Genomic DNA, 13,613 nt, shown 5'->3' on the forward strand with positions numbered 1-13,613 from the left:
ATTACATCATTTCTCCAGAATTGTTTGAGCCAGATATTTCCCCAGGCGGGAGGCTTGCTGCACAGCCAGTGGATGCTGGAGAATTTCCCCTTTGTGCTCAACACCCGGATAAAAAAGTTCGGAAATATAGCGGATGTTCATGATGGTGAACCAGATTTTGACAATCTGCTGGGCATTTTGAAAGAATTGATATTTGTTCATTCCTCCCACACATAAGAACACTCCCGGGATCTTTGATTCTGATGGGAAAAAGGGTGTCTTCAGCAGGTATTTGGATACCCAGCAGCACTGGCCCCGGTCAACGAGGGCCTTGGTTTGAGCCGTCAGACTCCCGAAGAACACGGGGGAAGCGAGGATAATTCCGGCTGCCTGCCGAAGGTGAGAATAAATATTTTGCATATCATCCCGGATTACACATTCGCCGGTCTTCAAACACCCTCCACATTCCTGGCAGGGTTTAATCCGCAATTGGTTGAGCTGAAACTTTTTCCCCGCAAGGCCGGCCTCCTGAGCGCTCTGCAGACAGACGTCAACCAGCGAATCAGTGTTCCCCCCGAGCCGGGGGCTTCCGCACAGGGCAATAATCGAAGGGTTTTGAGTCACTGTCTTCTTCCTCTTCGCGAGGCCGGATTCCGCCGGTTTTGATAAGCCATTGAGGAATAGGATGGCGGCGGGGCGGGGGGATTGACCGTTTTTTTCATTTTTCGATACAGGAAAAACATGGCGGTAGGGATGGAAATAACGATAAAGGTAAGGACCAGGACAAAAACTCCGGCAATTTTTCTGGTAACAGTCCGATCGGCAGTCGGTCTGACCGTACGCTCCGCAACTTTCCCACCTGATGGCGGCAGGAACTGGCTGGGCTGATTAAGCCGGTTAGGCATGCCGGGCCTGCTGAGATTGACAAACCCCTGCAGCAGGGCAAGCGTGCCCTGGCCATTGGACTTGACAGGAATAGTAATCAGCAGGCGGACCCCGATGAACTGCTCTCCCAGGGCCCCTTTCGGAACAGTGAGGTACTTTTCTCCCGTTTGCGGATTTTTCAGCATAATCTCTTCAAATTCCGGATGCTGATCCTGAAACCGTTCAAGGTACTGAAAGACAATATGCCGCTCTCCCTGCCTCCGGGGATTTCTTTCGCCGGCCAGGAACCAGTCTGTCTGCTGGAGGTACTGCACGAGCTGAGGGTCTTCAGCCAACTGCCGCAAGGCCGATTGTGACCTCTGGACCCAATCCGGAGAGGAGGAGAGGTTCTGGATCGCAGAAGGATTCTGGATACCCTCTCTTTGTGCGACTCGGGAACGGGCATTGAAATAGAAGATAAAGAAGGTAAGTATCGTAAGGACCGGAATCACGCCGCCCAGGGCGAGGATAAGGATAAATTTTTTTGGCAATTTCATACCCCCCTTCGTTTGCTAAAAGATAAGGATTCAACTTGAAAATATTATTAAATCATACTTCCACGTGCTTCGTCAAGTCAGGCTGACCGCTCCTGCAAGCATCTTCAAACTATAAAGCTCATCCATGATGCCGGAGTGTCGTCCAACTTACCTATAGTTCGGCCTTTTCCCATGAATCAGCGCAAGGAGGTCAGTGGTCAGTGGCCAGTGGCCAGTGATCAGTGACCAGTGTGGTGCACGGCGTTATCCTGCACTGTGACCGAAAAACAGCATAAATACAAGAGAAATCCTCCGGCAATCAGGCTACCATATCCTGCTGACCACAAATTCTCCCGCCTCTATGGCTGCGCCTGCCTTGTTGATGATCAGGTACTCTCCGCTCCAGGTATCACCTTTGACCTTTCCCTCAAACGAAATGGTCAGTGTGGAATTCCCCTCTCCGGTGACAGTGCTCACCTGAATCTGATCCCCCTGGATAAGACCGGTCGCGCTGAGGGCGTTGATAGTAGGATGATCTACAAAAAGAAAAACTCCACTGGCTGCTGTCCCTTCCTGAGCCAGGTTAATCGAAGCGGAACCGCTGGTCTGGTTCTGCTGTGAGTTAAAGCTCGATGTCCAGGTACCGATCCATACTCCACCCACCTGTGCAGGAGGGTCCTGACTGGTGGAAGTTGAGGAAGCAGTATTGGGATCACTCTGCTGGCCTGATGGTGCCGGGTTGTAATAGCCGGAATAATCAGGATAATAGGAATACGGGTAAGGAGCCAGAGTAGAGCCGGGGAGATAAGAAATCCCGGGGATGAGCCCTCCCTGAACAGGATAGCCGGAAGAAACCGGCGGGTAACCGGAAGAAGCCGATGGATAGCCGGAAACAGGAGGATAATAAACTGACGGGGGAGCGGGGTTTGTATACCCTGGCAGAGGATTGCCATACACTGCATATGGCGGAATTATTCCTGCCTGGCCCTGTGACGGCAGGTAAGGAGCATTCCATCCGGAACCATAAACCGGATTTGCAGGCTGCCAGGAGGGGGCAAAGGGGATAACTCCATTCGGGTAGATGCTTTGAGGAGGCAGATTGGTCAGAGCGGGAGAAGCAAGGCCCGCAAGAGAAGAATAGGGAATCGCAGATACCGGCCATGCCTGCCCATACCCCTCCAATCCCAGGGATAACAATCCCGGATACCCGAAGGGATCCGGAAAAGGGCTGGCAATTACTGGAGGCAGTACGGCGGCGGGAGGCAGAACAGTCCACTGGGATTGAGCTGTTCCGGCAAAAGCACAGAGTGCTCCAAAGAGTATGAGGGTGATGATCACAAGCCTGATCAGTCTGGTCATTATCTCTCCATTGGGGAAATGGTACAAAGCTCTTGCTGCTTCCAGGAAAATATTTCTCTGCTTGAAGGTTGCAATAACTGTACCCAAGTTGTGGGAGAGATAAGGGATTAAAAGACTTCGCTATTTTATCGTAGTGAAGGGTGTCATATAGGCAATATTATGCATACTATGCATAATATTGCCTATATGAAGACAAGTATGCAAAACTCTACACAGTGTTACAACTCAACGCTAGAGCACTGTTGCTATCACACCCTCAAGATAATGCTCCCGCTTTCTGCGGCTATCGCTATGAGGGATATCCTTCCCCTGCCTTCCGCCTCCAGGCGCGTACCCTTACAGCTTCCGGTTATCGACAACCCTCCTGGCCTTGCCCGTGGTTCGCTCCAGGGAGCGGGGCTCGACCAGGGTGATCCTGACATTGAGGCCCAGCAGGGAGGAGATTTTCTTCTGGACGCGCTTTTGGAATTCCTGCTGAAGCTTCATTTCATCGTAGAATATCTTGTCGGACACTTCCAGCCGCACTTCCAGGGTATCGAGAGCGCCTTCCCGGTCCACGATCAACTGATAGTGAGGCTCGGCCCCTTCTTCTTCCAGCAGGACATATTCGATCTGGGAGGGGAAAACATTTACTCCCCGGATGATCAGCATATCGTCGGAACGGCCCGTGACCCGCTCCATGCGCATGAGGGTCCGTCCGCAGGGGCAGGGCTCTTTGATAAGGCGGGTGATGTCGCCGGTCCGGTAGCGGATCATGGGCAGGGCCTCTTTGGTGATGGTGGTCAGCACCAGCTCTCCCATCTCGCCCACCGGCAGCCGCTCGCCGGTCTCCGGATTGATGATCTCCGGAATGAAGTGGTCTTCCTGGATATGCAGGCCGCACTTATGGTGGCACTCTCCAGCCACACCGGGGCCGACGATTTCACTCAGGCCATAATTATCGGTGGCGCTGATATAGAGATTTTCCTCGATTTTCTTCCGGATGCCTTCCGACCATACTTCCGCGCCGAAGCAGCCGATTTTTAAGGACAGCTCGTTGGGATGGACATTCATTTCCTTCATGACCTCGCCGATATGCAGGGCATAGGAGGGGGTGCAGACCAGGACCGTGGTCTTGTAATCCTTCATGATCATGACCTGCTTTTCCGTATTGCCGCTGGAAACGGGGATGACCGAGGCACCGAGCCGCTCCGCACCGTAGTGGAGGCCGAAGGCTCCAGTGAAAAGCCCGTAGCCGAAAGCGATCTGGATGACGTCTTCCGAGGTTACCCCGGCGGAAACCAGAATACGGGCCACAAGATTGCTCCAGTGCAGCAGGTCGTTTCGGGTATAGCCGACCACCGTGGGTTTGCCCGATGTTCCGGAAGAAGAATGGATGCGCACCACTTCCCGCAGTGGTACGGCGAACATGCCGTAAGGGTAATTGTCCCGCAGGGCTGATTTTCGGGTAAAGGGTATCCGGGCCAGATCATCCATGGTTTTTATTTCTTCAGGGATGATGCCAGCCTCATCAAAGAGCCGGTTATAGAAGCGCACGCTCCGGTAAGCCCGGTTCAGCGTTGCCTGCAATCTCTCAAGCTGCAGTTGTTCCAGATCCGTCCGATCCATGGATTCATAGTCTTTCTCCCACATAGGCATGCTCCTTACTCGTTATTCCCAAACCTCTTTTTTGGATTTTCCCAGATATGCCCGGACAATCTCCTGATTCCCCAGGATAGTGGCTGCCTTTTCCTCCAAAACAACTTTGCCCGTTTCCATCACATAAGCCCGGTCAGCGATCTTCAGGGCCCGCATGGCGTTCTGCTCTACCAGAAGGATCGTGGTGCCCCGCTGGCGCAGCTTTTCGATTACCTGCATGATCTCATTGACGACTTTCGGGGCCAGCCCCATGGAGGGCTCGTCCAGGAGCAAAAGCTTTGGCGATGACATGAGCGCCCGGCCAATGGCCAGCATCTGGGCCTCTCCTCCGCTCAGATTACCGGCTGGCAGGTGCCTGCGCCGATCCAGGGAAGGAAACAGGGAAAAAATGACCTCTATGTCCTGCTCGATGGTTTTTTTCTTTATCCTGCCGAGCCGGTGATAGGCCCCCAGTTTGAGATTATCGATAACCGTCAGGGGATTAAAAACCTGCCGCCCCTCCGGGACGTGGCTGATTCCGCACTGAACGATCCTGTGGGGAGTAAGGCGGGTGATGTCCTGCTTTTCAAAAGAGACCTCACCTTCCCGGTTCTTCATCAGACCGCAAATCAGGTTTAACAGGGTGGTCTTGCCCGCACCGTTGGCCCCAAGGAGGGTGACGATTTCTCCCGGTGCGACGTGGAGAGAGACATTTTTCAGAACATGCACCTGCCCGTAGCAGGCATTAATACTCTTGAGCCTCAGCATTGCTTTGGGTCTCCATCTCGCCCAGGTAGGCGGCAATTACCTTCGGATTGGCCTGAATATTCCTGGGGATATCCTCGGCAATCTTCTGGCCGTACTCTAAAACCATGATCTCATCCGAGACCTCCATGACCAGCTCCATGTCATGTTCGACCACCATCATGGCGATTCCCCGCTTGCGGATCCGGAAAATCAGCTCGGCCAGTTGGCCGGTTTCTTTGGTGTTCAGACCGGCGGCAGGCTCATCGAGCAGGATCAGCTTTGGCTCGGTGGCCAGTGCCCTGGCAATCTCCAGAAGCCGCTGGTGCCCGAAGGGGAGGCTGCCTGCGGCTGCCTGGGCCTTGTCCGCAAGCCCCACGAAGGCCAGGGTTTGCAGAGCCTGCTCACGGATGTTCTTTTCTTCTGCCCGCATGCCGGGAAGCCGCAGGGAAGAGGCGAAAATACCGCTGATTGACCTGATATGACGGCCCATCATGACATTTTCCAGAACCGTCATGTTGGTGAACAACTGGATATTCTGAAAAGTCCGCACCAGCCCCAGCTCGGCAATGCGATACGGCTTTGAGCCGGTAATCCTCTGCCCCTGAAAGTGAATCTCCCCGCAGGAGGGAGGGAGAATCCCGCTGATCACATTGTAGACCGTAGTCTTACCGGCCCCATTGGGTCCGATGAACCCTTTGATGCTCTTTGGCTTGACACTAAAGCTCAGATTCTGAATGGCCTTAACGCCGCCAAAGTCTTTTCCGAGGCCCTTGACTTCAAGGAGAGGCTTATCCGGCATACCTTACGATTCCTGCCTTGTCAATTTTTTCCATCCCAGGGCGATCTTCCGGCTCATGCCCTGCGGCATGAAGACGATCGCCAGGATCAGGAGCAGCCCATAGACCAGAATATCGTACTCGGCGAACACATCCAGGACCTGCGGCAGCATGGTCAGGATCGACGCTCCCAGCAATCCGCCCCAGATACTGCTCATCCCGCCGATAACGCCCATGGTCAAAAGCCGGATCGACTGGGTCAACCCAAAGTCCGGCGGGCAGAGAAAGGTGGAGTAATGAGCGAAGATACTGCCCGCAATTCCGGCATACATGGCACTGATAACAAAAACCTGTGTTTTGAATTTTGCAATATCCACGCCAATGGAATGAGCTGCCACTTCACTGGAATGGATGGCCCGCAAGGCCCTGCCCACCCGCGAATTAACCAGATTGACGGCCAGGTAAACCAGCACCAGGGCCACGATCCAGGTGAAGTAGTAATAGTTGACCTCTTTCAGGTCACGGCTGTTCATAACATAGCCCAGGATGCTCAGTTTGGCCACACCAATCCCCTCCGAGCCTCCGGTAATCCCAAGGTTGGCGAACAGGCTCGAAAAGATCATCCCCATGCCAAGCGTGGCCATGGCCAGATAATGACCCTTCAGCTTCAAAATGGGTTCAGCCAGAAGGTAGGCTACGGCAGCGTTCAGGCCGATGGAGAGGGCAAATCCGAGCCAGGGGGAAAGGCCGAACCGGGTGGTGACGATTCCCGATGAATAGGCACCCAGGCCGAAAAAGGCAGCGTGCCCCAGCGATATCTGGCCGGCATAGCCCATGAGCAGATTCAGGCCAATGACCACGATGCTGTTGATTCCAGCCAGCACCAGCACGCTGAGATAATAATCGCCCGCATCGAACCGGCGCAGGGCCAGGGGCGCTGCCAGTACCACAAGGCAAAACAGGAAAAAGTGGGCCTGCTCGATTCGTTTCCAGATACTCTTGACCATTAAACCCGCTCCCCGCTCCTGATGAAGAGAATTCCCTGCGGACGGATCAGCAGGACCGCCAGCAGGATACAGAAGGAAATGGCATTTTTATAGCTCGATGAGATCAGACCGGCTCCAAGCTCTTCGACCACGCCCAGCACAAATCCCCCGACAATGGCCCCGACATTGTTGCCCAGCCCGCCGACAATGGCCGCGCAAAACCCTTTGAGCCCGAAGGTGACGCCGGTGTCGTATTTCATCCCGAAGGGTGCCAGAACGCCGCCAGCCAGAGCACCCAGGGCCGCACTGAGTCCAAAGGAGAGGATGACCATGGTCTCGACATTGATACCGACCAGCATGGAGGCCTTTTTATTGGCTGCACAGGCGGTCATGGCCTTGCCGTGGATCGTCTTTTCGTAAAACAGATGCAATCCGCTCATGGCCAGGAGGGCGATGGCCAGAATCCATACATACTGCCGGTCGAAAATGGCACTGAAGAACCGGTACGGCTGGCCGGAAGAAAAAAAGGGGACGAACAGATCGTTTCGTCCCCAGATTAACATGACAGCGCCCCGCAGAAAGATCGAGGCACCGATCGTAGCCATAATCTGGCTGACCACGCTGCTTTCCCGGAGAGGGCGAATCATGAGCACCTCCATCAGGATGCCGATGATGGCCACAGCCAGAACACTCAGTCCAAAGGAAATTGCCAGATTCAGGTGGACATGGTGGTACAACGTGGACATGAAAACCGCACCCAGCATCACGAATTCACCCTGCGCGAAATTGATGATGTCGGTCGATTTGTAGATGATGGTGAAGCCAAGGGCAATGAGGGCGTAAATCCCGCCGTTGGTAATGCCGTTAACCAGATACTGAAGGAGTTGATCAGTGAAGTTCATGAGTCAACCAGCTTTCGTTTTTAGAGGAGTCAGAATTCAGAATGAGCAAGCCTGCTCTCTTCTGAATTCTGACTCCTGAATTCTGACTCCTTTTTCCATTACTCCAGATAAGTCCATTTTCCATTGACGATCTTGATCATGACCAGCGATTCGGGGCCAAGGCCGTGGTGGTCCTTGTCCGAGAAGTTGAATACACCGCCGATACCGGCAAAATTTTTGGTCTTTTCAATCTCATCCCGGATGCGGTCTATATCGTCGCCCGCCTTCTTGATAGCCTGGATCACCAGATTGATGGCATCCCAGGCATGACCGCCGAAGGTATCAGCCGTAGCGTTATATTTGGCCTTAAAATCAGCGGCATACTTGGCCAGTATCTTTTTCTGCGGATCAGTCTCCGGCAGAGAATCGACCACCAGGAGACGGCCTGCCGGAAAGATTATTCCCTCGGCTGCCTCTTTGGCCTGTTCGATGAATTTCATGCTGGCGATGCCGTGGCTCATGAAGATGGGAATCGTCATGCCGAGCTGACGGATGTTGGCAGCCACCTTGGCCGACCCCTTGTCCGTGCACCAGACGATCAGGGCCTTGGCATCGGTCCCCCGGATCTTGGTGAGCTGGGTGGTCATATTGGTGTCATCCTCGGAGAATTTTTCCCTGGCTACAATCTCGATCCCGAATTCCGGAGCCAGGGAGTCAACCTGGACCAGCCCGCCGGAGCCAAATCCCCCTTCAACCGACATAAAGGCGATCTTCTTGATGTCCTGTTTCTTCAGATAGCCCAGGATCTTGGTCATGGCCTGCCGGTCGGTCTGGGGAGTCTTGAAGACCCATTTCTTCGGAGGATCGGTGATTTCAATCCGGGCCGCACAGGAAATATTGGGGACTTCACTGTTTTGAATAGTTTCGATGATGGCCATGCTCTCTCCGCTGGTGCTGGGGCCGATGATGGCCAGGACCTTGTCCTTTTTGACCAGCTTGTTCACGCTCTCAAGTGCCCGTTGATTGTCCATGGCCGTATCGTAGAAAACCAGTTCCACCGGATGGCCGTTGATTCCGCCAGCCTTGTTGACCTCCTCCACCACCATCTCGGCTGTCTGTTTTTCCGGAGTGCCAAGGGCGGAAGCCTTGCCCGAAATATCGAAAATGGCCCCGATCTTGTACGGTTTGGCACTTTCAGCGGAAAAAACGGTCTTGGCCAAGAGTAAACCTGCACATACGAAAACTGCCAGAACTACCAAAAACCTGGTCATTCTTTGTTTCATTTCAGAACCTCCCTTAAAGTGTTAGATGTTGCCAGTTCATACGAACTGTTTATTACAGATTGCTCAATTCCTCATCGGTAATAGTTGATATGCCGCTTTGCTGCAACACCCGCAGGGCTTCGTTCATGTCATCGAAGCGAAAGATCATAATGGCCTTGTCCGTCTTTTTCTCCAGAAATCCGTAGAGATATTCCACATTGAGTCCTGCGGATTTCAGAACATTGAGCACCGAGGAGAGCCCTCCGGGTTCGTCGGGAATTTCTACCGCGATGACCTCGTTTTTGTTGACGGTCAGACCGGCGCCTTTCAGCACCCTGTAGGCTTTTTCCGTATCATTGACGATCAGGCGGACAATGCCAAAGTCCGAGGTGTCGGCCAGGGAAATAGCCCGGATGTTGATCTTCTGCTCTCCGAGCAACTGGGTTACTTCGGCCAGACGGCCCCTTCTGTTTTCCAGGAAAATGGAGATTTGCTTGACGATCATAATCTTCCCCCCTCTCTCTAGTCTTCCTTCAGGTTCCTTCTGTCCTGAACCCGCACCGCCTTGCCCATGCTTCGCTCGATGGCGTGCGGCTCCATCAGTTTAATCCTGGTATTGATGCCCAGGACACTTTCCAGCTCATTCTTGATCTTTCGTTCCATCTCCTCAAACTTCTTGATCTCGTCGAACAGGTTCCCCTCCGCAACCTCGACCCGGATTTCGATGTCGTCCAGGGTTCCTTTGCGGTCAACCACTATCAGGTAATGGGGAGATACCCCTTCGATCCTGACCAGAACATCCTCGATCTGCGAGGGGAAGACGTTCACTCCCCGGATGATCAGCATGTCGTCGGTCCTGCCGGTAACTCTTCGCATCCGGACCAGGGTCCGTCCGCATTCACAGGGTTCAGGATTGAGAACCGTAATATCGCGGGTTCTGAACCTGATGACCGGAAAGGCCTCCTTGGTCAGGGTGGTGATCACCAGTTCGCCCTCTTCTCCGTACGGCAGTACCTCGCCGGTCTCGGAATCGATCACCTCCGGCAGGAAAAAGTCCTCATTGATGTGCAGGCCGTTTTTGTGCGGGCACTCGCTGGCCACTCCGGGGCCGATGATCTCGGTCAGGCCGTAAATGTCAAGGGCCAGGATGTCCAGCTTTTTCTCGATCTCAAGGCGCATGCTGTCGGACCAGGGCTCGGCCCCGAAAAATCCCACTCTCAGGTTCAGTGACTTGACATCCACCCCCATCTCTTCGGCCACCTCAGCCAGACAGAGGCTGTAGGAGGGAGTGCAGCCGAGGGCATCGGTTCCAAAGTCCTGCATGATCATGATCTGCCGTTTGGAATTTCCCCCGGAAATGGGCACGACCGAGGCACCCACCTTCTGCGCGCCATAGTGCACGCCCAAACCGCCGGTGAACAGTCCATAGCCATAGGCGTTCTGAACCACATCCTTTTCGGTCACACCGCCGCAGCGAAGCGTCCGGGCCATGACCGTAGCCCAAAGGTCCAGGTCGTTTCGGGTGTAGCCCACGACAACCGGCTTCCCTGTGGTTCCGGACGAGGAGTGAATCTCCACCACCTCATGCATGGGCTTGCTGAACAGGCCGAAGGGATAAGTATCCCGAAGGTCCTGCTTGGTCATGAAGGGCAGGCGGCTTAAATCCTTCAGACTCTTGATATCCTCCGGCTTCACGCCATGCTCGGCAAACCGTTTCTGATGAAAGGGAACGGCTGCATGGACCCGGTGAACCAGATTGCGCAGCCGCTCCGTCTGAAGCGCTTCCATCTCCTTTCGATCCATACACTCATATTTTTCATCCCAAAATCCTTGAGCTATATCACCTTTCATATATTTTTCTCCATACTTTTTCGTCCCAACTGAAAGGCCTGTTCATTAATCTGCCGGGTTGTGGCCGGAACCTGCGCCCGAATTGTCCCAAGCCATATATCCTCGCCAATATCCGGCAAAAGCCCGGACAGAGCACCGAGGAGAACCATGTTCATGGCTTTCCTGCTTCCTGCCTGCTCAGCCAGCCCGACACCCTCGATCAGGCGGACCTGGCGCCCGCTCTTTGATAAAATCAGCTCGATGTCAGCAGGGTACTCCGCAAGGCCGGCGCTGACCGGAGCGGGATTGATTTTCAGGTTGTTTACCAGGATATGCCCTTGAGGCCGGACGGAATTCACCCATCGCAGCGCTTCCAGCAGCTCGAAAGAAAGCAAAAAGTCAGCCTCACCCTCCCTGATCAGGGGAGATGCAACCTGGCGGCCAAAGCGAACGTGCGTGGAAACACTTCCACCCCGCTGAGACATACCGTGAACTTCACTCTGTTTAACCTCAAATCCCGCCTCCTTTCCCGCATTGGCCAGAATTTTACTGGCCAGGATAATCCCCTGACCACCTACACCAACGATCAAAATGTCTTTTTTGCCGCTCATGTTCTCGTTCATGGTATGTTGCACCTTATATAGAGTTCTCCACCCTGCTGGAGGAGAATAGTTGTACCTGCTTTTCGGATAGGCACCAAGAAGGGGAATAGATTTGAACTACCAGCGTGATCCATATACGCCTGCTCTACTACCTAATAGTTAGGTTCAAATAATCGCTCTTATGGGAAAGACGACACGGCAGTGTTGTATTTCTCCCGCAGAGACGCTGAGACGCAGAGGATATCATTTTCGGTTATTCTCTGCGCCTCTGCGTCTCTGCGGGAAATCGTTCTTCCATCCTTAAATAGCACAGCCCTTCGGATGTATGCCATGTATCCCATATGAGCGCAAATAATTACGCGCAAGCCGGTTTGATGGCCTGAGCCTTGCAGACCTGCTCGCAGACCGGACAGCCATTGCACAGGAGCGGGTCGATCTGCGCTTTTCCTTCACTGCCCGAACTCATGGCCGGGCATCCTAATTTCAGGCACATCCTGCATCCGGTACAAGCTCGAGGATCCACCTGGCGCTGAATGCGTTTGGCATTTCTTTCCAGCAGCACACAGGGCCTGCGGGAGATGATCAGGGAGGGCTCGGCGGTTGCTGTTTCCTGATCTATTACCTGCCCTAATTGAGCAAGGTCATATGGGTCAACCACTTCCACCCGGCTGATACCCATGGCTTTTGCCAGGGCGACCAGGTCCACCGCCCGTGTTTCCCGACCCTTGAGCGTGCGGCCTGTGCCGGGATGCTGCTGAAACCCGGTCATGGCCGTGGTCCGGTTATCGAGAATGATGACCGTCGTGGTCCCCTGATTATAAGCGATATCCAAAAGGCCGGTTATTCCGGAGTGGCAAAAGGTTGAATCGCCGATCACGCCGACTACCGGCCGGGTGTCCGATCCCTCGATGGCTTTGTTAAACCCGTGCGCAGCCCCGATACTGGCACCCATGCAGATGCACATGTCCATGGCCTCAAGAGGCGGCATCACGGACAGGGTATAGCAGCCGATATCACCCATGGCTCTGATCTTTTTCCGGTTCAGGGTATAGAACAGGCCCCGGTGAGGACAGCCCGGACACATGGCCGGGGGCCGGGGAGGAATGGCCACCCCGGGGTTAAATACATCCCGCGAAGACTCTTTGCCAAAGGCTCTGGCGACGATATCCGGCGACAACTCTCCGGTATCCGGAAGGATCGATCGCCCCCCTTCGACAGCAAGGCCCATAAGCCGGACCTGATCCTCGATAAAGGGGGTCAGCTCTTCAACCACATACAGCTTCTCGACCTGGGCGGCAAATTTCCTGATGCGCTTTTCCGGCAGGGGATAGCTCATGCCAAGCTTCAAAAAGGAGGCATGCGGCAGCACTTCGCGGGCATACTGGTAGGCGACACCTCCGGTAATGATGCCGATCGAAGTGTCATTGATCTGGCTGCTGTTCCATATGGTGGTCTCTGAAATTTCGTCCCTGATCGTTTCGGTCCGCTTATTGATTAACGCCCGCCGCTTGCGGCTGTAGGCCGGTATCATCACATATTTTTGCGGATCTCTGGCAAAAGGCTTGCGGTGGAGGTCTGCCCTGAAATCCTCCTCCACCCAGGTCAGGGATTTGGAATGGGAAATCCGGGTAGTGAGACGCAGCAGGACAGGGGTGTCAAAACTCTCGCTGATCACCATGCCAAACCCGACCATCTCCTTGGCCTCATGGCTGTCCGCAGGCTCAAGAAGGGGAATCTGGGCAAATTTGGCGAAAAAGCGGTTATCCTGCTCGTTCTGCGAGCTGTGCATCCCCGGATCATCAGCCGTGATGATAACCAGCCCGCCATTCACTCCCGTGTAAGCCAAAGTCATCAGGGGATCGGCAGCCACATTCAACCCTACATGCTTCATGGTCACCAGGGTTCTGGCCCCGGCCAGACTCGCTCCGATGCCCATCTCCAGAGCCACTTTTTCATTTGGCGACCACTGAGCGTAAATTTCCGGATACTGGACGATATTTTCCAGGATCTCCGTGCTCGGTGTGCCCGGATACCCGACAGCAACCCTTACTCCGAATTCATATGCCCCTCGGGCTACAGCCTCATTTCCTGACAGCAATACTTTCATCGTGTTGACTCCAGACGAGATGGATGAATTATCGGTGGATAGTGGATATTGTACAATCGAACTGCTT

13 protein-coding genes are annotated in these 13,613 nt (G+C 54.1%); all 13 read right to left on the bottom strand.

The genetic code is table 11. The features are described 5' to 3' along the window. Positions 1-6 precede the first annotated feature (6 nt). Complete coding sequence (locus AB1611_01450) at positions 7-603, bottom strand: flavodoxin family protein (GenBank protein ID MEW6378250.1); 597 nt, start codon at positions 601-603, stop codon at positions 7-9. After that, positions 600-1,394 carry a hypothetical protein gene (locus AB1611_01455; GenBank protein MEW6378251.1) on the bottom strand — a complete coding sequence of 265 codons (795 nt, stop codon included), beginning with the start codon at positions 1,392-1,394 and terminating at the stop codon, positions 600-602. Before AB1611_01455 ends, AB1611_01450 begins: the two co-directional genes overlap by 4 nt. A gap of 309 nt (positions 1,395-1,703) precedes the next feature. After that, positions 1,704-2,738 (bottom strand): hypothetical protein, encoded by a 1,035-nt coding sequence (locus AB1611_01460; protein MEW6378252.1) that lies wholly within the window; start codon positions 2,736-2,738, stop codon positions 1,704-1,706. Positions 2,739-3,074: 336 nt separating this feature from the next. Further along, complete coding sequence (locus AB1611_01465) at positions 3,075-4,376, bottom strand: phenylacetate--CoA ligase (GenBank protein MEW6378253.1); 1,302 nt, start codon at positions 4,374-4,376, stop codon at positions 3,075-3,077. 12 nt (positions 4,377-4,388) lie between these two features. Further along, a complete protein-coding gene (locus AB1611_01470) occupies positions 4,389-5,123 on the bottom strand; it encodes an ABC transporter ATP-binding protein (GenBank protein MEW6378254.1) in 735 nt (244 codons plus the stop codon). Continuing rightward, complete coding sequence (locus tag AB1611_01475) at positions 5,101-5,901, bottom strand: ABC transporter ATP-binding protein (protein MEW6378255.1); 801 nt, start codon at positions 5,899-5,901, stop codon at positions 5,101-5,103. Before AB1611_01475 ends, AB1611_01470 begins: the two co-directional genes overlap by 23 nt. A gap of 3 nt (positions 5,902-5,904) precedes the next feature. Further along, complete coding sequence (locus tag AB1611_01480; protein MEW6378256.1) at positions 5,905-6,885, bottom strand: branched-chain amino acid ABC transporter permease; 981 nt, start codon at positions 6,883-6,885, stop codon at positions 5,905-5,907. Then, on the bottom strand, positions 6,885-7,766 hold the full coding sequence (locus tag AB1611_01485; protein MEW6378257.1) for a branched-chain amino acid ABC transporter permease: 882 nt from the start codon (positions 7,764-7,766) through the stop codon (positions 6,885-6,887). Before AB1611_01485 ends, AB1611_01480 begins: the two co-directional genes overlap by 1 nt. Before the next feature lie 98 nt (positions 7,767-7,864). Then, positions 7,865-9,028: an ABC transporter substrate-binding protein gene (locus AB1611_01490; protein MEW6378258.1), complete on the bottom strand. Its 1,164-nt coding sequence runs from the start codon at positions 9,026-9,028 to the stop codon at positions 7,865-7,867. A 52-nt stretch (positions 9,029-9,080) separates the two neighbouring features. Next, a complete protein-coding gene (locus tag AB1611_01495) occupies positions 9,081-9,512 on the bottom strand; it encodes an ACT domain-containing protein (GenBank protein ID MEW6378259.1) in 432 nt (143 codons plus the stop codon). A gap of 17 nt (positions 9,513-9,529) precedes the next feature. Next, positions 9,530-10,858, bottom strand: coding sequence for a phenylacetate--CoA ligase (locus AB1611_01500; GenBank protein MEW6378260.1), 1,329 nt, complete (start codon positions 10,856-10,858; stop codon positions 9,530-9,532). Continuing rightward, entirely contained in the window at positions 10,855-11,460 is a 606-nt protein-coding gene (locus AB1611_01505; protein MEW6378261.1) for an indolepyruvate oxidoreductase subunit beta, read from the bottom strand. Before AB1611_01505 ends, AB1611_01500 begins: the two co-directional genes overlap by 4 nt. Positions 11,461-11,794: 334 nt before the next feature. After that, on the bottom strand, positions 11,795-13,546 hold the full coding sequence (iorA, locus tag AB1611_01510; GenBank protein ID MEW6378262.1) for an indolepyruvate ferredoxin oxidoreductase subunit alpha: 1,752 nt from the start codon (positions 13,544-13,546) through the stop codon (positions 11,795-11,797). Positions 13,547-13,613: the final 67 nt, after the last annotated feature.

The organism is bacterium (assembly GCA_040755755.1).
GTDB lineage: Bacteria > SZUA-182 > SZUA-182 > DTGQ01 > DTGQ01 > DTGQ01.